Origin of the sequence: Streptomyces sp. NPDC048295 (genome assembly GCF_040652135.1) — a bacterium.
GTDB lineage: Bacteria > Actinomycetota > Actinomycetes > Streptomycetales > Streptomycetaceae > Streptomyces.
In genome coordinates this window covers 16,242-37,594 of record NZ_JBEZLL010000021.1, presented here as the reverse complement: position 1 = coordinate 37,594, position 21,353 = coordinate 16,242, and the positions used below count along the sequence as shown (strand labels likewise).

15 protein-coding genes and 2 pseudogenes are annotated in these 21,353 nt (G+C 70.1%); 8 read left to right on the top strand and 9 right to left on the bottom strand.

Annotation, left to right across the window (positions count from 1 at the left end; all coding sequences use genetic code 11):
* Positions 1–11 precede the first annotated feature (11 nt).
* On the top strand, positions 12–953 hold the full coding sequence (locus tag AB0D53_RS27655; RefSeq protein ID WP_362451349.1) for an NAD-dependent epimerase/dehydratase family protein: 942 nt from the start codon (positions 12–14) through the stop codon (positions 951–953).
* A gap of 139 nt (positions 954–1,092) precedes the next feature.
* On the opposite strand, the gene AB0D53_RS27650 is transcribed toward AB0D53_RS27655, so the two are convergent.
* The 3 genes and pseudogenes from AB0D53_RS27650 to AB0D53_RS27640 form a co-directional block, all read right to left on the bottom strand.
* A complete protein-coding gene (locus tag AB0D53_RS27650; protein WP_362451568.1) occupies positions 1,093–1,158 on the bottom strand; it encodes a hypothetical protein in 66 nt (21 codons plus the stop codon).
* A gap of 260 nt (positions 1,159–1,418) precedes the next feature.
* Positions 1,419–2,090, bottom strand: a pseudogene (locus AB0D53_RS27645) (IS4 family transposase); the annotation flags it as partial.
* 44 nt (positions 2,091–2,134) lie between these two features.
* Positions 2,135–2,296 (bottom strand): transposase domain-containing protein, encoded by a 162-nt coding sequence (locus AB0D53_RS27640; protein ID WP_362451566.1) that lies wholly within the window; start codon positions 2,294–2,296, stop codon positions 2,135–2,137.
* A 276-nt stretch (positions 2,297–2,572) separates the two neighbouring features.
* On the opposite strand from AB0D53_RS27640, the gene AB0D53_RS27635 reads away from it, so the two are divergent.
* Positions 2,573–2,995 carry a hypothetical protein gene (locus AB0D53_RS27635; RefSeq protein WP_362451347.1) on the top strand — a complete coding sequence of 141 codons (423 nt, stop codon included), beginning with the start codon at positions 2,573–2,575 and terminating at the stop codon, positions 2,993–2,995.
* A gap of 473 nt (positions 2,996–3,468) precedes the next feature.
* Positions 3,469–7,119 (top strand): hypothetical protein, encoded by a 3,651-nt coding sequence (locus AB0D53_RS27630; RefSeq protein WP_362451345.1) that lies wholly within the window; start codon positions 3,469–3,471, stop codon positions 7,117–7,119.
* Positions 7,120–7,544: 425 nt separating this feature from the next.
* Here AB0D53_RS27630 and AB0D53_RS27625 read toward each other — a convergent pair whose 3' ends face one another.
* Both AB0D53_RS27625 and AB0D53_RS27620 read right to left on the bottom strand, forming a co-directional pair.
* A complete protein-coding gene (locus AB0D53_RS27625) occupies positions 7,545–7,775 on the bottom strand; it encodes a DEAD/DEAH box helicase family protein (RefSeq protein ID WP_362451343.1) in 231 nt (76 codons plus the stop codon).
* Between the two features lie 497 nt (positions 7,776–8,272).
* Entirely contained in the window at positions 8,273–8,452 is a 180-nt protein-coding gene (locus AB0D53_RS27620; protein WP_362451341.1) for a hypothetical protein, read from the bottom strand.
* A 182-nt stretch (positions 8,453–8,634) separates the two neighbouring features.
* Here AB0D53_RS27620 and AB0D53_RS27615 point away from each other — a divergent pair, with 182 nt between their 5' ends.
* Positions 8,635–12,426: a hypothetical protein gene (locus tag AB0D53_RS27615; protein ID WP_362451339.1), complete on the top strand. Its 3,792-nt coding sequence runs from the start codon at positions 8,635–8,637 to the stop codon at positions 12,424–12,426.
* Positions 12,427–12,468: 42 nt separating this feature from the next.
* On the opposite strand, the gene AB0D53_RS27610 is transcribed toward AB0D53_RS27615, so the two are convergent.
* Positions 12,469–12,624, bottom strand: coding sequence for a hypothetical protein (locus tag AB0D53_RS27610; protein ID WP_362451576.1), 156 nt, complete (start codon positions 12,622–12,624; stop codon positions 12,469–12,471).
* Here AB0D53_RS27610 and AB0D53_RS27605 point away from each other — a divergent pair.
* A pseudogene (locus AB0D53_RS27605) lies at positions 12,611–12,863 on the top strand (IS110 family transposase); the annotation flags it as partial. The gene AB0D53_RS27610 and the pseudogene AB0D53_RS27605 overlap by 14 nt on opposite strands.
* 283 nt (positions 12,864–13,146) lie before the next feature.
* On the top strand, positions 13,147–14,289 hold the full coding sequence (locus AB0D53_RS27600) for a tyrosine-type recombinase/integrase (protein ID WP_362451337.1): 1,143 nt from the start codon (positions 13,147–13,149) through the stop codon (positions 14,287–14,289).
* Here AB0D53_RS27600 and AB0D53_RS27595 read toward each other — a convergent pair.
* A complete protein-coding gene (locus AB0D53_RS27595; RefSeq protein ID WP_362451335.1) occupies positions 14,237–15,592 on the bottom strand; it encodes a peptidase C39 family protein in 1,356 nt (451 codons plus the stop codon). The genes AB0D53_RS27600 and AB0D53_RS27595 overlap by 53 nt on opposite strands.
* Positions 15,593–15,768: 176 nt before the next feature.
* Here AB0D53_RS27595 and AB0D53_RS27590 point away from each other — a divergent pair, with 176 nt between their 5' ends.
* Together AB0D53_RS27590 and AB0D53_RS27585 are read left to right on the top strand one after the other, a co-directional pair.
* Positions 15,769–16,398, top strand: coding sequence for a hypothetical protein (locus AB0D53_RS27590; RefSeq protein WP_362451332.1), 630 nt, complete (start codon positions 15,769–15,771; stop codon positions 16,396–16,398).
* A 359-nt stretch (positions 16,399–16,757) separates the two neighbouring features.
* Positions 16,758–18,689 carry an AAA family ATPase gene (locus tag AB0D53_RS27585; protein WP_362451329.1) on the top strand — a complete coding sequence of 644 codons (1,932 nt, stop codon included), beginning with the start codon at positions 16,758–16,760 and terminating at the stop codon, positions 18,687–18,689.
* A gap of 47 nt (positions 18,690–18,736) precedes the next feature.
* On the opposite strand, the gene AB0D53_RS27580 is transcribed toward AB0D53_RS27585, so the two are convergent.
* Together AB0D53_RS27580 and AB0D53_RS27575 are read right to left on the bottom strand one after the other, a co-directional pair.
* Positions 18,737–19,843: a hemolysin family protein gene (locus tag AB0D53_RS27580; protein ID WP_362451327.1), complete on the bottom strand. Its 1,107-nt coding sequence runs from the start codon at positions 19,841–19,843 to the stop codon at positions 18,737–18,739.
* Entirely contained in the window at positions 19,840–21,225 is a 1,386-nt protein-coding gene (locus AB0D53_RS27575) for a hemolysin family protein (protein ID WP_362451325.1), read from the bottom strand. The genes AB0D53_RS27580 and AB0D53_RS27575 overlap by 4 nt, the downstream gene beginning before the upstream one ends.
* Positions 21,226–21,353 lie beyond the last annotated feature (128 nt).

Here is a 21,353-nt window from a genome sequence, read left to right as displayed (position 1 = left end):
AAGGAAGCAACGTGAAGATTGTGATCACCGGCGGCGCCGGGTTCATAGGCGGCAACCTCGTCCACGCGCTGACCGAGCAACCCCAGGTCACCGAACTCCGGGTCGTCGACAACCTGTCCACCGGGGGCAAGGTAAACCTCGCCGGCCTCGACGTGGACTTCTTCGAGGGAGACGTCCAGGATGCCGCTCTCCTCGACCAGGCGTTCCGCAGCGCCGACGCCGTCGTCCACCTTGCCGCCCTTCCCTCCGTGCCGCGCTCTTTGCGAGATCCCTTGGCAAGCCATCACGCCAACGCGACCGGCACGCTCCAGGTTCTGGAAGCCGCCCGCCGTGCCGGCAGCCCGCACGTGATCGCCGCGTCCTCGTCCTCCGTCTACGGTGCCAACCCGCTCCTGCCGAAGCATGAGGACCTCGCCTCCGCCCCGATGAGCCCGTACGCGGTCACCAAGCTCACGACGGAGGCGTACCTGAGCGCCTACCACCACAGCTTCGACCTGCCGGTACTTCCCTTCCGCTTCTTCAACGTCTACGGCCCCGGCCAGCGCGCCGACCACGCCTATGCCGCCGTCATCCCGAAGTGGATCAGCGCCACCCTCGCCGGCCAGCCGGTGACCATCCACGGCGACGGCGCCCAGACGCGCGACTTCACGTACGTGGGCACGGTCTGCGACGTCCTCACCGACGCCCTCCTCCGCCGGGTCGTGGACCCACGCCCAGTGAACCTGGCCTTCGGCAGCCGTACCTCGCTTCTGGACCTGATCCAGGAGATCGAGACGGCGACAGGGCTCCCCGCGCGCCGGGAACACGTGCCGGTCCGCACTGGCGACGTCCCCCACTCGCAGGCCGACAGCAAGCGCCTGCGAGCTCTGTTCCCTGGAGTTGCCAACGCGGCGCTGCAGGAAGGGATCCCCGCCACGGTCGACTGGCTCCGTCAGTGGCCTAACGCGTCATAGCCGTGGGCTGAGTTCATAGCATGCCAAGTGGGCGCGCCCCAGGCCGCTGGCCCGGGCCTCTCCCTCCGCGCTGAGGTTGCCCGTGCCGGAGGTGGCGCGGCCCCGCAACTCGCGGGGCGCGCCCGGCCTCGTCTCTCCGTTACGGCCGGTAGATCGCCCATGTCTTTGGTGTCTCGGACACCTTGACCGCGGTGAGTTCGGGCAGCTCGTCACGCCACCTGTCGCAGATCCACTTCGCGAGATTCTCAGCACAGGGGGCGATACCCCGTTATGTTTTTCGCGGTCCTGCAACGGGACCGCTGGCCTCCGGGCCCGGCATGACTTTCTCGCCTGTGAGCCGAGGGGAAATCCGCTCGGTGAGATCACCGAGCGGCGGACGACGTGCAGGGCCCGGGTGGCATGGCGCACGATCAGATGCGCGTAGATTTCCTGCCGCACGCCGTCCGGTGTCTGGGACATGAGGACTGGTCGGCCGCGTTGGTGGGTCTTGATCTCCTCGAAGATCAACTCGATCTCCCAGCGGCGGGCGTAGAGGACGGCGAGTTCTTCGGCGGGGTACTTCTCGTGGTCGGTCAGGCTGGTGATGAGCCGGACGATGTCGGCCTGCCCGTCGACGCGGTACTCGATCACCCGGACCAGCGCAGGCGGGGCCTTGACGGTCCCGGCTGCCTTGCTGTGCTTGTTCGCCTCGATCCGGGCGAGGTAGCTGCCATCGGGCAGGACGTCCTGGACCCGGCGGGCCTCGCGTCGCTCGATCCGCCACAGCAGGTGGGTGCCCTGGTCCCGCAGCCGGTGCCAGCGGGCCAGACCCCACAGTCGTCGGTCGGCCAGCAAGAGCGTGCCGGTCCCGACATGGGCATCCAGCGCGTCGGAGACGATGCGTTCGGAGTCCTTGAACCCGCCGATCACAGCGTCCAGGACGGCGTGGGAGGAGCACTCGGCCACCGCGACCGCTCTGGCCTGCGGATAACCCATCGGACTGCGCTGAGATCCAGACTTGCCGAAGGTGTCGTTGTTTCCTGCCGAATCGGGCACGGCCAGCAGCGTGCCGTCCAGGGCCAGAACCCGCAGTCCCTGGAACAGCTCACTATCCGTGCCCAACGGTCGAGCCACGGCCCGGAACAGCTCCCGCAGCACTGGCCAACCAAGCCGCTGCCGGGCCCTGGTCAGCGAGGACTTGATCACCCGGACCAGGACCGCAGACCTGGGTCACTGGTCTTCAACAGGCGCGGAACCTCCAGATAGTCGGCCTGCGGGAACAAACACATCGCCAGCACGAAGTACACCGTGAACCGCGCCGACAACAGACGCCGACGCTTCTCCGCACGCCCCGACTCGCCCACCACCCGGTCCACCAACTCAGGCGGACACGAACGAGTCAGGATCCCCAGGCCCAGACGCTCCAGACGAGATATCAGCACATCACTTCAACCGCCCAGCGGCCCCAAAAGCAACGGCATTGTCATGCCTTCGACAGAGGGCAACGGTCATGCCGGGCCCGGAGGCCAGCGGCCCTCTTGCGGGACCGCGAAAAACATAACGGGGTGGCGGTGCTCTGGGGGAGACTGGACACTCGTCCGGATGGACTGGTGACGGCGTGCTGGGAGAGGTGACGGGGGATGGCTGGTTCCAGGGGCAGACGGTGGCTCTGGTGGGTGGTCTGCGTGCTGTCGGCAGTGGTGGTCGTCGCCCTGGTGCTCGTCTCCCTGCTGGTGGACCTGGACACCGGGGACCGTGTGGCCAGTGTGGTAGGCGCGGTGACGGGTGTCGGTGGCGTCGCGTTGGCCATGTACGGGCTGAAGTCCGGGCCGACAGCTGCCGGTCCACCGGCCTCCGGCACCCGCTCGGTCCAGTCCGGGCAGGGCATTGGGCGCGCTGTCACCGGCGACAACAATCGTTTCCACAGGCCTGCGCCCGAAGCACCCGCACCTGGAACGTCCTCAGCCCCAGTCTCCGATGTGCCCGTTCCGGGTGAGCGGGGCGTCGCCGCAGCTGGCGGCATCGGTGAGGCGGTCACCGGGAACGGGAACGAGCAGGAGTGAAGTGGCGGTTACCCCGGCGGTGGTGGTCCCGTGGTTCATCCTTGGAGGAGCCGACGTCGGTTCCTCCAAGCCTGGGTGAATGGATCGGCTCCAGCAGTACGGAGTGCCCGAATACGTGCGGCTCGCTCGGTCCGACGCATTCAGCCAACCCTCCCGTTCCGGCCCGCGCGGCCGACCCCGTGAGAAAGGCGTCCAGGGCGGCGCCCTCCAGTCCGCCCGAGGCCCCAGCCCCAGCCATGGCTGCCGGTGAGAACCTCGCCGAAGGCGGCGCAGCGGTGGTCGGGGGCGAGCGGTCGGTTGCCGCCGGTGGGGCGATCGGGCTCGGTGTCAGTGGTGACGGTAATCGGATCCGGATTGACGGCGACCTTGTCGTCGCTCGTCCAGCCTCACGCCCGCGGTCGGCGTATTGGCGTGAAGTCCGACATCTCGCGGCCACCGCCCGGTTCGAGGGGCGCGAGGATGAACTCGCGGCCATGGCCGCCTTCGCGACGGCCGCCGAGGACGGTGAAGGCGGCGGGCGGCACAGTGGCTACTGGCGGTGGCTGGGGCCGGCCTGGGCCGGGAAGACCGCGCTGATGGCTCAGTTCGTGCTCAACCCGCCCGAAGGCGTCGACGTCCTCGCCTTCTTCGTCACTGCGCGCATGGCCGGCCGCGCCGACCGTACAGCCTTCCTCAGCACGCTCGAAGGGCAGCTCCGCGTCTATCTCCAGGACGGCGACGTCGACTGCGCCGCCCCCGGCGGATTCCTGGACAGCCTCGAGCGGGCTGCCGCCCGGGCCCGGGCCGCCCGGCGTCGCCTTGTACTCGTCGTGGACGGCACGGACGAGGACACCGGTGTCCCCACTGCGGTGGGCGGCGACAGCATCGCCGCCTGCCTGCCGCACACGCCGCCCGCCGGAATGAGGGTCATCCTCGCCGGTCGGCCCCACCCGCCGGTCCCCGCCGACGTCCTGACCGGCCCTCTCCTGACCACCGCCATCGACCACGAGCTGGCCGTCTCCCCAGCCGCCCAGGCGGTACGCGCCGACGCCGAGCGCAACCTCGAAGCCCTCATCGCCTCTGGCGGTCTGAGCCTCGAACTAGTCGGTCTGACCGCAGCCGCCGGGGGCGGCCTCAGCCCCACCGATTTCGCCCAGCTCGGCGCCGCCTCGCAGCGGCGGGTCGAACTCGTCCTTGGCGGCAGCACCGGACGAGCTTTCCAGCGGCGGCCCGCCCAGTGGACTACTGACGCCGAAGGCCAGCCGCAGGACCTCTACTCCTTCGCCCACCAAGACCTCCTCCACGGCGCCCGCAGCCTCCTCGACCCCGCTGAGCTGAACGGCTACCGGGCCCGTATCCATGCCTGGGCCGACCGCGCCCGACGGGACGCGTGGCCCGCGGCCACCTCCGAGTACCTGCTGAGCGGCTATTCCCAGCTGCTCCACGAACTCGGTGACACCGCACGCCTGACCGCGCTGGCCACCGATCGTGCCCGGCACGAATGCCTGTGGCAGACGACCGGCACCGATAGCCAGGCATTCACCGAGATCGCCGACGCCTTCCGCCTCCACATCGCCGCCGTCTCCGAGCCCGACTTCACCGCAGCGCCCGCGCCCGAGCCCGGCCTCGCCACCGCGTCCGAGCCCGACTTGACTGCTTGCGTCCGGCTCGCCCATCACCGGGAGAGCCTTCAGCACACCGCCGACGTGCTGCCCACGACCGTCATCACCACCTGGGCCCGGCTGGGCCTGCTGCGCCGAGCTGTTACCGCCGCGACGCAGCGGAGCCACCAGGCTGGCGCACCGGGACAGACCCTGCTGGGCAGCATCCTGACCGCGGCCGGCACCACAGCCGAGGCGACCGCGCAAGTGATCGAAGCGGCCCATGCCTTCACCACCCCCGAGACGCGGTCCAAGGCCCTGGCGGAGATCGCGCAGGCCCTGGCCGCCGATTCCCAGTGGGAGCGCGCAACCCGGCTGGCCGCCTCCCTCACTGATCCCGACCAGCAGGCCCAGGCGATGACGAGCATCGCCGTGGCCATGGGGGCAGCAGGGGCTCACGCTTCCGCGGTCCGGTTCGCCCGGGAGATCGCCGTCCCCGAGTTGCAGGCACACGCCGTCACCAGCGTGGCCAGAGCGATGGCGGAGGCGGGTGCGCATGAGGACTCAGTCGGGCTGGCCCATAGCATCACCGACCCCGAGCAGCAGGCGCGGGCACTGACCGGCGTCGCGTGGGCCATGGCGGAGGCCGGCGATCACACCGGGGCTGTCGCGCTGGCCCGCACTATCACCGACCCGGAGCAGCAGGGCGGGGCGTTCGCCGGTATCGCGGTGGCCATGGCAGAAGGAGGGGAGTACGGCCAGGCAATCGAACTCTCCAGCGCCCTTATGCACCCCGGACAGCGAGCCCAGGCGCTCACAGGCATCACGGTGGCCATGGCGGAGGCCGGCGATCACGCCCGGGCTGTCGCGCTGGCCAGCACCATCACCGATGCCGAGCAGCAGGCCCGGGCGCTCACCGAGATCGCCAGGGTGATAGCCGAGGACGGGAACCAGGACCCAGCAGTCGAACTCGCCCGCACCATCACCAACCCCACACAGCAGGCGCGGGCGCTCATGGGAATCTCCCGGGCACTGGCGGCGGCCCGTGATCCAGACGGTGGCGTCGCACTCGCCCGCACCATCGCGGACGCCGAGACGCAAGCCTGGGCGTTCACCGGAGTCTCCCGGGCGATGGCCGAGAACGGGGACCACGACGCAGCTGTCGGCCTCGCCCGTGCGATCACCGACGCCGACGCCCGGGCCAGCGCCTTCGAGGGCATCGTCATGGCCGCAGCACGACTCGGTGACCACCGGGCGGCCATCGAACTGGCCTGCGACACCGCCAATCTCGTCACCGACCTCGACATGCTCGGGATCACGGCCGAGGCGATGGCCCAGGTGGGAAACACTGCGGCTGCCGAGCAGTTAGCCGAAATGGCAGCCCGCCTCGCCCACAGCAGTGCCGCTGCCCACCGGATGCGGCTGCTGGCGGTCGCCGTCGAGGCGTCGGCGGCGACCGGACCCGCGTTCGCCGCGGAAACTGCCGAGCTGGTCGGTTCCATCCCCGTGCTGGCCCGTGGCATCGCGCACCACGAGGAGCGAGCCTGGGCACTGGCTGACGTGGCCAAGGCGCTGGCGGAAGCCGGCGCGCACGACGCAGCGGTCGATCTCGCCGAAGCCATCACCTATGTCGATCCCCGGGCCTGGGCGCTCGCGGACATCGCCGTGGCCCTGGCAACGGCGGGGAAGCACGAGGCCGCGATCGAGCACGCCCATACGATCACCGTCCCTTCGTGGCAGGGGCGGACGATCGGATCCATCGCGGCGGCCATGGCCAGGGCCGGGGAACATGGCGCGGCCGTCGAACTCGCACGTACGCTCGCGCATCCGAGCCAGCGGCAGGAGGCACGCGCGGGGATCGCCATGGCGCTGGCGGAGGCCGGGGACCTCCACGCGGCCGTCGAGACCGCCCGGTCCCTCACCCTGCCAGTCCTTCAGGCCCGGACCCTGTCGGGCATCACCAGGTTCGCGGCGGCAGCCCGGGGGCGAGACGCCGCGGTCGAGCTCGCCCGTACCATCCCGCACGCCGAACTACGGGCCGAGGCCTTCGCGGGCATCGCCGTGGCCCTGGCGGAATCCGGGGGCCACAGGGCAGCGGTGGAACTCGCCAGCAGCATCACGGACGAGGACGGCCGGACTGATGCCTTCGCGGGCATCGCTGTCGCGGCGGCGAGGTCCGGGGACCGCAACGGGGCGGTCGACACCGCTCTTGCTCTTGCCCCGATGCTGGGAGAAGCGGTCCGGGCGGAGGTCGCCGTGGCCTTGGCCGAAGGCGGCTCCCCGGCCCATGGCCTAGACCTCACGCGCGCACTCCCCCACCCGGGGCACCAGGCCCGCGCCCTTGCCGGGATCGCCCGCGCGATGGGCTCGCGTCGGCTCTTCACGGAGGCCCTGTCCCTCTCGTTCGACCGGAAGATTGTCACGGAGCTCGCAAACCTGGACGGCAAGGCCCTGCGGACTCTGGTGCAGGACGTACTGGAGGAGTTGAACAGAACGTCGCAGCGCGCCGGACCGCAGCCCCCAGGGGCGGGTCAGCCACTGTGAATCAGCGAATCAGCGCTGTGACATGCCCAGGATCTGCCGGGGTCAGCTCATGCCGTGGTAGGGGATCGCCGTCGGTTCAGGCGCCCCCCGAGCGTCGGCGCGCTGCGACCGACCGGTTCGGGGTGCCGTACGAGGTGCGGGGCGGCCCCGGCCGTACTGCGTCCCACCGTCAACGGGGACCGGGGCCTGTCCCGCACGCTCCTTTCCGGCACGGGCCGGAGCCGAGCCTAATCCGCCCAGGTGAGGTGGGGGCCGTGACTCCGAGACTAGCGAATGCGGGTTCGCCGAGTTCGCAGCCTTGTCCTCCGTCCACTCCAGTGCGTAGACGAACAGGTCCCGTATGTGCTCGGCCGCAGCAACATCGCCGGCTGCCGCGGTGAACAGCGCCTCGAACTCCGCATCCGTTCTCAGCGAGCAGACCGCCATCATCGCCCCGCCCCACCTCCCGCCAGACCCGCCTGCACCAGCAGATCCAGCGTCGGCACCAGCACCGGGCCTCCGCCTGCCACCCGCAACGCGGTGTGCGCGCCCATGACGGTCTTGCCCGTCCCGCACGCCGAGACGATCGTCGCCCGCAGCCCCGCACCGACTGACGGGACGGCCCCCAGGGCGCGCACCGCCACGTCGACCGCCTCGGCCTGATGCGCTCGCAGCAACGCCGCCCCACCTCCGCGCGGTTCCCGCCCGCCTGCCCGTGTCCTGTCGGTTCCCGGCCCGTGGTCCGCTTACCGCCAGGACCTGGGCTGCGTTGTCCGTGCCGCTTCTGGGCGCAGTGGACACCGCTCCTGAGCCGTGCTTCAGGGCCAGAGGGGGAGGCCGAGAGCGATGAGCCGCTCCACGGCGTAGGTGGACGCCGCCGACGCGTGGTCGGGCTCGTTCGGCGTGCCTGGCGGCCTTCGCGATCCGGTTCGCCTCCTCGTACGAGGAGATCGCCTCCCGCCGCATCGAGGTCCTCACCGCCTCCGCGTCCATTCCCCACCGCCGCCCGCGACCACGCCAGGCCGCGGACATCCGGCTCCCCGCCAGGCCGACGTGCCACGCCCCAGCGCGGCACCACGACCGTCGTGTGCAGGCGCTTCGCGGCCTGTGCCTCGTCGTGCTCGGTCACACCACGCAGGCTCGGCCACCTGCCCGCCGCAGAGCTGCCCGGCGTTCAGCGGCTCCCGCGCCGACCGAGCAGGATGCTCAGAGTGGTGCGGGCGTCACGCCGGCGGTCCGGGTCGCGGGACAGGACCGAGGCCACCGCTGCGGCGGCCACAGCGGTGGCGTGGACGAGCGTGACGGCGGCGGTGGTTGCGGTCGCATCGGTGAGCAGAGTCGGCAGTGCGGACATGGCAGTCCCCTCTTCCATGGTGTCGTCATCCGGCGCGTTCGCCGGATCCGGTGACACTCTTTGGTGTCCGGTGGGTTTCCGGCGATCTCCGATGCCGGGCAGAGGGGCCAAGTAGCCTGCTCAGAAAGGAAGTCACGAGTTTTCCGGCGGGTTTCCTCTGGAATGGGGCGAGGGGCGGGAAGATGACGACCAAGCCGAAGCGGCGGCTTTTCGCGGAGGAGCTGAACAAGCTGTACGAGGCTGCGGGCGGGCGGCAGCTCGGGCACCAGCGGCTCGTCTCGCTTGGCAAGCAGCACGGCATCGAAGTGACCGCCAAGCGTCTGAGTGCCTGGATGGCCGCCGCCGGTGATCGCGGTCCCGAAACACCAGGCAGCAAGTACACCAAGTACATCGAGCTGCTGACCAACTTTCTGGAGGAACTGGCTGAGCAGCGAAACCCCCATCACCGCGGGCGCAGCCGGGATGGGTGGACAGACCTGTTGTCGGAGGCCCAGAAGGAAGGGTCCGCTCACCGCGGTGGACGGCCCCACAAATCCGGCAGCATGACTCGGTGCTCCGCTCCGGAGCCCGAGTTCTCGCTCCCCGGTCACCAGAATCTGGCACGGACCGTCCTGCCGCCAAAGGGGGTCAAGGACAGGGAGGACGAGCTCGCCGAGCTGGCGGCGTTCGCCGCCGATCGGAGCCGAGCGGCCCGCCCCTATACCTGGTGGCAGGCCGGGCCGTGGACGGGGAAGTCGGCACTGCTGTCCTGGTTCCTGCTAGAAGAGCGGCCCGTGGACGTGGACGCGGTCGGCTACTTCATCGCTAACCGGTTCGACAACAACGACCGCGAATCCTTCCTGAACTCCGTGAACAGACAGCTGGCCGCAGTGGCCGGGCAGAAGATCTCGGCTGCCCGCCGACGGACCCCGGAACTCTTTCACGAGCTACTCCCTGCAGCCGCCGCAGTCGCCGGATCCCGCGGCCGGACGCTGCTCCTGGCTGTCGACGGCCTCGATGAGGACGAGGGTGCCCGGCCCGGTGGCCGTAGCATTGCCGCTCTGCTTCCTCCGAACCCTCCGCCGAATCTTCGGGTCGTGGTCACCAGCCGGCCCAACCCGGGTGTGCCGCAGGACGTGCTCCCCGGCAGCCATCCGCTGCGTGACCCGTCGATCGTCCGGCAGCTCGCTGATGTTCCTGCCGCCACTGCCGCGAGGGACACGGCCGTGCATGAGCTTGCACGACTCCTGGACGACCGGCCGGTTGGCATCGGCATCGTGGGGCTGCTCGCTGCTGCACGGGGCGGGCTGAGGGGCAGCGACCTGGCAGAGCTGCTCGGAAAGATCCCATACGACATCGACAAGCTGCTGCGCTCTGTCACCGGTCGCAGTCTGGCTTTCGACCACACCGTTCTCTCCTCAGACCGTGCCTATGTCCTTGGCCATGACGAACTACTCAAGGCGGCTGTCGATCAGCTTGGTGACCTTGCCCGGTACGAGCAGACCCTGCATGACTGGGCTGATGACTACTGTGGCCGAGGCTGGCCTGGAAACACCCCGCCCTACCTGCTGCATCACTACACCAGCCTCCTCCAGCGCACAGGCGACACAGCCCGACTGACTGCCTGCGCGCTCGATGCGAAGCGCCAGCAGCGGCTCCTGGCCACCGCCTCTGCCGACATCGCGCTGGGAGACCTCGACCGGGCCGCCGATACCGTCACTGGCGACAGCCCCGCGGATCTCGAAGTTCTTGCCGCAGTGGCCGCCTCCCGCGACCTGGTTTCCGCCGCAGCCCGCCCCATGCCCCGCGCCATCCCCCGCGCATTCGCCCTCCTCGGCGACATCTCCCGTGCCCGTAGCCTCGCGCTGGCCTTCCCGGGTCCGGCGGGGAGGGCGCACGCGCTCGCCGACATCGCCCGCGCCCTTGCGGCCCCGGGCGCCAAAGAGGCCCAAACCCAGGCTCGCGACCTAGCGGGAGATGCAGAGTTCTGGATGCGTACTGCGTTGCGCGAAGCGGACCCCCGAGATGAGGGAATCTACGAGGCCGAGAGCGCCGCCGAAGTCGCCTGCGCCCTCGTCGAGTCGGGCCAGCAGCAGAAGGCCGCGGCCCTGCTCAAGGCGGCCTCGTGCGATGCCTGGGACTTCATCAACGCGGCCACCGCCTGCCTCCCGCTCGATTCGGAACTCTCCAGGAAGCTGTTGGACGAGGCCGAGCAGCGAGCAGAGCACACGCACCCCCGGCATGGCCGCCCGGACGACCCCGAAGCAGCTGTCCGCGTCTGGGTGGAGATCATCCGCGCTGCCCCTGACCGGGCCGAGCGGGTGTGCGATCTGATCCATGACTACGCAACCGGCCGGGCTACCGGCCCGGGCCAGCGGGCCGCTGCTTCGACGGCGCTGGCCGGGTACCGGCCCGAGACGGCAGCAGCACTCGCGGAGCAGGCTCGCGCGGAGGTTGCCGCAATGCTGCAAGCCCCCGGCGGAATCGACTCCGACCCGTACTTCCTCGACACCCTCGCCCTGGTCGTTCAGGCACTGACTGACACCGGACGCCCGGCCGATGCCGAAAAGCTGCGCGCGGACGTTCCGGAGGAGACCCTCACCGATCCCCTCAAGCTCGACTTCGACTTCGACTTCGACAACTTCCTCATCGGCGATGAGGACTCCGACCCGTCCGAACCCGACGCTGCGCCCTCCGCCGCGGACCTGGCCCAGGAGGCCATCGAACTAGCTGAGCAGGGCAAGAACCAGGAAGCATGGGAACGGCTGGAAGCAGCCCTGCGTCGGCACGCCTCAGGCGCGAGCCGGAGGGGCAATCGTGTCCGCTGGCTGGCGCTGCTGGCCGGGGCACTGGCCGTCGGGGGTGACTTCGACACAGACGAGGACGCAGACCAGCTAATTGGCTTGCTCGACAACTCGGCCGACCAGGCACGGGCCTATGCCTCCGCCTCCCTGGCCAGCGCGGAGGCCGGGCGGTCCGCCTCCGCAATACGGCTGGCCCGTGCGGCCGCACGGGCAGCGGAGACGCTGCGCGAGTCCGCTGTTGCCGAGAGAATCCTCGTGGCACAGGCTCTTGCTCACGCCGGGGATCGTCAGGCCGCATTCGGACTGCTTTCCCGGACAGATCTCTCGGGCCCTGGCAGAGCTCAGAGGGCTCGCCAGCGGAGGGAGCTCTACCTCGGTCAGCTCGCGGTCCTGGCGGGACTGCGCCACCACGTACCAGCCGCAGTCGCACGCCACATCGACAAGACACGCAAGAAGATCACCGAGAGCCTTGGCCACGATCGGTCGACCCTCGTGTCGGCACTGGCCGAACTCCTGCCACTTGTACCGGACTCCGAGCCCGGATGCCGTACCCGGATCCTGGAAGCCATACAAGCAGCAGGCCCCCCGCCGAGCGAGCAGCCCGATCAATGGTCACCCAAGAGCCACCTGATCTGGGTCCTGCTACAGCCCACCGTGACAAGGGAAGAACGAGATAGTGAATCCGCCCAGCTGACGATGCCCAGCCTGTACGCAGGGGACGGCGATCCCTACGAAATTGCACAGGCTGGCCTCGCACTGGTTCAGGCCGCGCTGGGCAGCCTGGACCATGCCCAGCGGTTGGCCGACGGCATAGGTCTTCCTGAACTCCGCGCAGGCACGTACACCGCCGTAGCAGGACACCTTGCACGTGTCCCCGCCCACCTCCCGACCAACTACAAGAGGTTCATGTTCACCCTGCACCCGGACATGCCGCTGTTGCGCGCCCTCGCCCTGACACGCCATCCAGACCACGCCACACCCGCTGAGGGAGACACTTGTACGTGCGCCGCGCGGTTCTTCGTACGCAAGGCCCTGACGACCGGCGACAGCTGGTGCCAGGCCCTGCCCGTGCTGGCATGTCTGGCCCCCGCAGCTGTACGGCGGATCCGAGGCTTGGCCTTTACCCATCTGGGCGGGCCTGGCATTTCCGGTGGCGTTCGGCGATCTGTTGAGGGGGTGCGTTTCCGATGAGGTGACCTCGATGAAGTCTTATGCCGCGAGGTCGAGTTGTCCCTAGTAGTGGATGGCGTGCGTGCGTTCGTCCTCGCGTTCCAGATGAAAGGCCCAGTACTCGTCCATGTCGCCGTTGGTGATCACGGCGCGGAGGGCGAGGACGGCGTCGGCGCCGGGCAGGCCCCAGCGGGCACGCGCCGCTGCCGCGGTCACCAAGCCCTCGGGCACCTCGATCCACGGCGAACACGCCCCCCAGAAGCGGCAACCGGCAGCTCAAACGCGCGATGTTCCTCTCCGCGTTCGCCGCCCTGCACGATCCCGCCTCCCGCACCTACTACGACAAGTACCCAGCGGGCGCTACCCGATCTCAGAGTCTCCGGCGTCGTGCCTCCTCGCGACTCTCACAGCGACGGGTCCTGATCTCGCTCCTCCGGAGGACAGACAGAAGCCGCTGATCGCTTCCAGGCCGAAATGGCAAAGAGATTCGTGTCTGCTTCGGTACAGCACCACCAAAGAATGGCTTGGCCAGCTCGGGCTCGGCCTTACCGATGAACTCTGCTCGGACGGTCTGCGGCCGGTGAGCGGAATCTACCCGCGGGCACCATCCCGGCTTCACTCCCCAAGAGGACTCCGATCGTCAGATCTTCACGCGCCCATAGATTTGGCGCGGCCGGAAACATCGACTACAACACCACCCACACCGAAAAACACGGCCAACGGCCGTGTGAGTAGAGATGGGTGAACAGGTTGGCTCAAATCATCGACAACGGTTCTGCCGTGTCCGGCAAGCGGTGGACCGTCCGCTACCGGGAGCCGGGCGGACGCACCGGGCGTCAGCGAGAGAAGTCGTTCGCCCGGAAGAAGGACGCAGTCGACTTCGCCACCAAGATGGAAGGCGACAAGCGCGAGAACATCTACGTCGACCCCGACGCCGGCAAGGTGTCACTCCGCCGGTACGCGGACGACTGGCTCGCGAAGAAGACCGCTTCCGTCGGCACCCTCGATTCGTACGAGCGCATCGTCCGCCTGCACGTGGTCCCCCACCTGGGGAGCAAGATGATCTCGCAGGTCACCGCAGCGGACATCGAGGGCCTGTACGCACGTTGGCGCCGGGATGGGGCGGCCCTCAACACCATCGAGTCCCGGCACATAGCGCTCTCGGCGCTGTTCTCCCACGCTGTGCGCCACAGGCGGATTCCCGTGAATCCCATGACGCAGGCCGAGAAGCTGGAGAACCCCGTCATTCCTGTCGACGACAGGAAACTCCCCAGCTTCGACGAGATAACCGCCATCGCCAAGACGATCGGGCCTCGCCTGTCTCCGGCGATATGGCTTATGACATGTTGCGGACTTCGTATAGGGGAATCCCTGGGAGTCTTCCCGGAGGACATGCGCGACGGCACCCTGCGAATCCGGCGGCAGGTGATTCGATACAAGGACGCCTCCGGAAAGTACACACCGAAATACGCCCCGTTGAAGCATCGGAAAGAAGGCGAGTGGCGGGACATACCCGTGCCCGCTTCCCTTGAGCCGTTCATCGACCGGCTTCCGATCCGCAACGCCAGCGGTGGATTGCCGTACCCGGATCTCCTGCGCAAGTCGTGGGACCGCGCTATCAAGCGGCTCGATCTGCCCGCATACAACCCGCACGACTTGCGGCACAAATGGACCACCGTGGCCCTGACCAACGGAGTGTCCATTCACGAGGTGTCTCGTTGGCTCGGACATCGTTCGATCAAGGTCACGGTGGACCGGTACGGCCACCTCACGCAGGACGGGCAGGAGCGCTGCCGTCAGGTCGTCGAGACGGCCATCGGGCCGCACATGCTCACAGCAGGCCCAACGACCGCAGCGCGCGGTGCTGACTTGGTGCTGACTTGACCGGCCAGTAGATGTAGCAGACACCGCCCGTACCGCTTCTGACCTGGCCTTTCGCGTCGTACCGCTTCGTACGCAGCCAGATGTTCTCCCATTCCCGGCGCTTGTAGACCCGGCGCACGGCCTCGTTGCTCGGTGAGGCCGGGTCGTTCGCGATCACGTCGCCGTCCGCGGTGAACCCGATCACGGTCATCAGGTGGCCGGAGGTCCCGTACCCCGCGCCGGTCAGCTCCTCCTTGAGGAAGGACTGCGACGTTATGGCCGGGATGCCCGCGCGGATCAGCGTCTCCAGGTCCGTGAGCGAGCCCAGCCGGGTCACCGCCGCGCTCATCTCGTCGTACGTCGCGGCGTAGGCGGCGTTGAACGGCCAGTTGCCGCAGCCCTCGTACTGGTAGTCGTAGGTGAACCGGGCGGCGTGGCATACCTGCGGGTCGGCCAGGCCGGGCTTGACCCAGGCGAGGTCCTCGGCGGTCGGACGGCGTCCCCAGTACTCGATGATCATCTGCGAGGAGGTGGGGCTGCACCAGGCCTCGCCGCCGTTGTCGTACTCGGGGTACTGGCCCGCGTGGATGTTCTGCGAGTAGCGCGGCACCCGCAGCTCGCGGGCGAGGCCGGGGGTGCTGGCGGGCACGGTGAAGCGGTCGGGGATGTCGGAGGCCATCGCGCCGAGCCGCCACACCGTGGGCGTCAACCGGGTGCCCGGGGTGCGGTGGAGGGTGAGCCGCAGCCGGTACGAGACCAGTCGCAGTCCGCTCGCGGGATCGTCCACCGAGAAGGTGTCCGTCCACACGGAGCTCTTGCCGTCGGTCTGGTCGTCGACGGAGGTACGGCGGATGTCGCCGTCACCGGCGGCCCAGCGGCCCATCACGTACCAGGGCGTCGAGGCGCCGTCCGAGTAGCGGCCCTGGAGCTCGATCTGGATCCAGGTGCCCGCCGGGGTGTCCGCGTTCCAGGAGGCGATCACCTCGGTCGCCGGGACGGTGGACCGATGGACCGGCGAGGTCCAGGTCGCGTACTCCCAGGCGGCGGTCGTGCCGGTGTGCGGATCGGTGTACTCGGTGCGGCCCTCGGGGTGAGCGATCACCAGACCGGGGCGGCGGCCCGCGAGGGCCCGCGTCCCGGCGCCGGAGCCGGCGCGCCAGTCGGTGCAGGTGTGCCAGGAGCTGTTGTCCACGGCAGCGCCCGCCGAGCGGGGGCGGGGCGGGGAGGCGGCGGTGGCGGGGCCGGCGGACGACACCGCGCCCGCGGTGGCCGCTGCCGCGAGCGCGGCAGTCAGCACGGTTCTGCGTGAGGTCGGTCGGTTCATGGGCGAGACCCCCGGTCGTCAGCGGAATGAGGCTTGCAGGTGCACGACAGTGCGCCAACTATTGCGGGTCATGGCCGGATCCGGCCAGCGATTCGGCTCGCGCCGGTCAACCAATATTGGTCTGGTCCACTGGCGTGACCTGCGGCTGCTCCGGAGCGGCTCGTAGGCTGGTGGGCATGAACGACCTCTCGTCCCTCGCCGCGCGGCTGCGCGCCCTGCCACCGTCCTGCGGGCCGGTGCGGCTCATCGCGGTCGACGGCCACGCCGGGTCGGGGAAGAGCACCTTCACCGGCCGCCTGGCCGCCGCGCTCGGCGACGCCCCGGTCCTGCACCTGGACGACATGGCCACCCACGAGTCCTTCTTCAGCTGGATGGAACGGCTGCGGGAGCAGGTGCTCGGCCCGCTGGAGCGCGGCGAGTGCGCGCGGTACGCGCCGTACGACTGGACCGCGCGGAGCTTCGGAGCGCCCCGCGGTCTGGAGCCCGCCCCCGTGGTCCTGATCGAGGGGGTCGGGGCCGGCCGCCGGGCACTGCGGCCATCGCTGGCCCGGCTGTTGTGGATGGACCTCGCCGCCTCGGACTCCTGGGCGCGCGGCCGGCGCAGGGACGGGCCGGCGCTCTCGGACTTCTGGGACGGGTGGACGGCGGCCGAGACGGAGCACTTCTCGGCCGATCCTTCGCGTCCCCACGCGGACACCCTGGTACGGCAGTTGCCGATGGGTTACGCGTTCTCGCAGGGGCCCGGAGCAGCAGCAGGAACGAACCATTCCGTCACCGAACGTGAGCACGATTTGCCGTCGTACTGAATGGTGAGAAATCGCCCCGGAAGTACCCCAACTCCGCTTGACCCGGGGACGGTACAGGTCTTACGTTCTCATTGTGCGGCTTTTCGGAGCCCCCACGGACACGAAGCCCCCGATTGTTCCCCCGTGATCGGGGGCTTCGTTCTGCCCTCGCACCCCCTTCCGTATGCCGGTTCGACGCATTCCGCTCACCCTGGGTCACGGTCTCCCTTCTGCTGCGGCGCTCTTAGTCGCACACTCCCTGCGCAGGTACGATGCCTCTCGGTGCGGTCAATTCCCGTCCGCGGCAAAGTGATTCGGCGCGCCCGGTGGGCAGAATCGTGCGGCGGGACATCCTGGGGGCACGGTTTGTGGGGGACCAGATGGACATCGGCACGCAGGGCACGCAGGCCCCGGCCGACCTCGCCTGGCTGCGTGGCGTGGACGCCTACACCATGGGCGCCTACCCGCAGGCCGAGGAGGAGTTCAGGGCCGCGGTCCGTCTCGACCCCGGCATGGCGGACGGCTGGCTCGGCCTCCATGCGCTGAGGGTCGACACGACGACGGCACTGCTGCGCATGTACCGCCATCGCGAGCGTTTCGGCGAACAGCGCACCCGCCATCGGCGCACGCTCAACTCCTGGTACTGGCTGGGCTGGTGGGTGCAGCCGGTGCTGGAGAACGCCCGCGATCTGCTCCTCGCGCACGCCTCGCACTGGCTGGACGGCCGCCATGTCCCCGAGCTGGACCGGGCGCTCGCCGGCCTGCCGCCGGTGGACGCGGACCCGCAGGTGCGCTTCCTGCACGCCTGCCGCTCGTACCTGGTCAAGGACTGGGAGCAGCTCGTACGCAACACCGAGCAGCTGACGGACGATCCGCTGCTCGGCATCGAGGCGGGGCTCTTCGGCGGGATGGCGCGGGTGCGCCTGGAAATGTACGGGCAGGCCGAGCCGCTGCTCGCCACCGCCCTGATGCGCTGCCGCAGCGAACAGCCGCAGCGCAAGGAGCTGCGGTACTGGCTGGCCCGCGCGCACGAGGGCACCGGCCGCAGCGCCGCCGCCCTGCCGCTCTACCGGGCGGTGCACCGCATCGACCCCGCCTTCATGGACACCTCGGCGCGGCTCGCCGCGATCGCGGACTACGACGGCCTGGAGGGTTCCGACGAGGCCGCGGGGCTGGCCGCCGTGTCACTGTCCGGGCTCGGCACGGACGGCACCGTGTCGGAGGCGCAGCCGGACGCGGATCCGCCGCTCGGCACCGATCCGCTGCCGGGCGCCGATCCGGTGGACGGCCGGGAGCCGCGTTCCGGGGGCGCCACGCCCGGTCTTCCGGGCCTCGGAATGCCGCCGCCGTCCGGCGGGACGCGGCGCAGGGCCGCGCTTCCGGGACAGCCGCCGTCCCCGTTCCCGGCGGGGCCCAGCGATCCGGTGCTGCTCGCCGAGGCGCTGGCCGAGCTGGAGCGGATGGTGGGGCTGGAGCCCGTCAAGCGCCAGGTCAAGGCCTTGTCCGCGCAGCTGAACATGGCGCGGCTGAGGGCCGGTCAGGGACTGCCCGTGCAGCCGCCCAAGCGCCATTTCGTCTTCTCGGGCCCGTCCGGCACCGGCAAGACCACGGTGGCCCGCATCCTGGGCCGGGTCTTCTACGCGCTGGGGCTGCTGGGCGGCGACCATCTGGTCGAGGCGCAACGAGCGGATCTGGTCGGCGAGTTCCTGGGCCAGACCGCGGTCAAGGCCAATGAGCTGATCGACTCGGCGCTCGGCGGGGTGCTCTTCGTCGACGAGGCGTACAGCCTCGCCAACAGCGGCTACAGCAAGGGCGACGCGTACGGCGACGAGGCCCTGCAGGTCCTCCTCAAGCGGGCGGAGGACAACCGGGACCATCTCGTCGTCATTCTCGCGGGCTACCCGGAGGGCATGGACCGGCTGCTGGCCACCAATCCGGGGCTCTCCTCGCGGTTCACCACCCGGGTGGACTTCCCGAGCTACCGGCCGCTGGAGCTCACCTCGATCGGCGAGGTGCTGGCGGCGGAGAACGGCGACGTGTGGGACGAGGAGTCCCTGGACGAGCTGCGTTCCATCAGCGGCCATGTCGTCGAGCAGGGCTGGATCGACGAGCTGGGCAACGGGCGGTTCCTGCGCACCCTGTACGAGAAGAGCTGCGCCTACCGCGATCTGCGGCTCTCCGGCTACGCGGCGGTGCCCGGCCGGGACGATCTGGCCACCCTGCGGTTGCCGGACCTGATGCAGGCCTACGGCGAGGTGCTGTCCGGCCGCGGGCCGGTGGACCGGGGGCCGCAGGAGCCGCCGGTCCTCTGAGTCCGGTTGCCGGAGGCGCTTTCCCTCCGGCAACCGGGACGGTGGTGCTAGCGGACCGACGCGGTGAGTTCGCCGTAGCCGGTCGTCGTGCCGGCGGGCTCCGCCGCGCGGCGTGGGACCGCGACCCGGTGGGCCGGGTCACGCACCTCGCCCACGAGCATCTCCAGGACGTCCTCCATGGCGACCAGGCCGAGGATCCGGCCGGACGCGTCGGCGACCTGTGCCAGGTGCGTGGCCGCCCTGCGCATCACGGTCAGGGCGTCGTCCAGGGGCAGCTCGGCCCGTACGGTCGCCATCGGGCGCCATACGTGCTGGGGGACGGCCCGCTCGCCGTCCTCCAGGTCCAGGACGTCCTTGACATGCAGATAGCCCATGAACGGACCGCCGCCCTCGGCGCACACGGGGAAGCGCGAGTAGCCGGTGCGTACGGTCAGCTCCTCGATCCGGTGCGGGGTGACGGACGGGTCCACGGTCACCAGGGCGGACCGGCGCAGCAGCACATCGGTGACCGGCCTGCTGCCCAGCTCCAGTGCGTCCTCCAGGCGCTCCTGCGCCTCCGGCTCCAGCAGTCCGGCCTGGCCGGCGTCCTCGACGAGCCGGTTGAGCTGCTCGCTGGTGAAGACGGCCTCCACCTCGTCCTTCGGTTCGACGCCGAAGATCCGCAGCACCAGCCGGGCACAGGCCCCCAGTGCGGCCGTGACCGGGCGGCAGAGCCGGGCGAAGCCGACGAGGCCGGGGCTGAACCAGAGCGCCGTCTTCTCCGGCGCCGCCATCGCGAGGTTCTTCGGGACCATCTCGCCGATGACGAGGTGGAGGAAGACCACGAGGGCGAGTGCCAGGACGTAGCCGAGCGGGTGGATGAGGCCCTCGGGCAGGTGGACCGCCAGGAAGACCGGCTCCAGCAGATGGGCGACGGTCGGTTCGGCGACGGCGCCGAGGGTGAGTGAGCAGACGGTGATGCCGAACTGGGCGGCGGCCATCATCTGCGGCAGGTTCTCCAGGCCGTACAGCACCTGGCGGGCGCGGCCCGAGCCGGCCGCCGCGAGCGGCTCGACCTGGCTGCGCCGTACGGAGACGAGGGCGAACTCGGCGCCGACGAAGAAGCCGTTCGCCAGCACCAGGAGCGCGGCGAAGAGCAGTTGGACCAGGCTCATCGCACGGCCTCCAGGACCTCTCGGGCCACCGGGGCGGCAGCCTCGGCGCCGGGACCGGCCTGGTCGGCCTGGTCGGCCGTGCGGACGAAGCGGACCTTCTCGGCTCGGTAGTGGCCGACCTGGCGGACCGAGATCCGCCAGCCGGGCAGCTCGGCCCGGTCACCGGGGGCCGGGATGCGTCCCAGCAGATCGGCGACGAGTCCGGCCACGGTCTCGTACGGTCCGTCGGGGACGTCGAGTCCTATCCGGCGCAGGGTGAGGACCCGGCAGCTGCCTTCGGCGTCCCAGGCCGGGCGGCCGTCCTCGGGGGCGGCGGGGGCCAGTTCGGGCCGGTCGGCGCCTTCGGCGTCGTGCTCGTCCCTGACCTCGCCGACGAGCTCCTCGATGATGTCCTCGAGGGTGACGACCCCGGCGGTGCCGCCGTACTCGTCGACCACGACGGCGATCGGCTGCTCGTTGCGCAGCCGCTGGAGCAGTTGTTCGACGGGCAGGGTCTCCGGCACCAGCAGCGGCGGCACGGCGATCCGTCCGGCCGGGGTGCGCAGCCGGTCCTGGGCGGGCACGGCGAGCGCGTCCTTGAGGTGGATCATGCCGACGACCTCGTCGATCCGCTCCCGGTAGACGGGGAAGCGGGAGAGGCCGGTGGCGCGGGTGAGGTTGAGGACGTCCTGCGCGGTCGCCGAGGACTGCAGGGCACTGACCTTCACCCGCGGGGTCATGACGTGCTGGGCGGTGAGTCCGGCGAGCGACAGGGTCCGTACGAAGAGATCGGCGGTGTCCTGTTCGAGAGTGCCGGCCTCGGCCGAGTGGCGGGCCAGGGAGACCAGCTCCCCGGGGGTGCGGGCGGAGGCCAGCTCGTCGGTGGGTTCGACGCCCAGGAGCCGCACCAGCCGGTTGGCCACGGTGTTCAGCAGGCTGATCACCGGGCGCAGCGCGGCGGAGAAACGGTGCTGGGGGCCGGCGACGAACCGGGCGACCTGGAGCGGCCGGGAGACCGCCCAGTTCTTGGGCACGAGTTCGCCGATCACCATCTGGACGGCGGAGGCCGCCATCATCCCGATCACCACGCTGACGCCGGGTACGGCGCCGTCGGGCAGCCCGGTCGCGGTGAGGGGGCTCTCCATCAGCTGGGCGAGGGCCGGCTCGGCGAGCATGCCGACGACCAGTGAGGTGATGGTGATGCCGAGCTGGGTGCCGGAGAGCTGGAAGGAGAGTTCACGCAGGGCTTCGACGACGGTACGGGCCCGCCGGTCGCCCTCGGCGGCGGCGCGCTCGGCGTCCGGCCGCTCCACCGTGACGAGCCCGAATTCGGCTGCCACGAAGAATCCGTTGGCGAGGATGAGAAGGAATGCCGCGCTGAGAAGCAGCAGGGGGGTGGTCATGCCGCCGCCTCCGGGGAAGGGGCGGCGCAGGTACTACCGGACGATCCGTCCATTGCTGGAAGGAGTCACTCCTTGGGTCGCAGGAAAGCCCCGCCGGTTCCGATTCCTCTGGACCTCTGGTGCGGGGC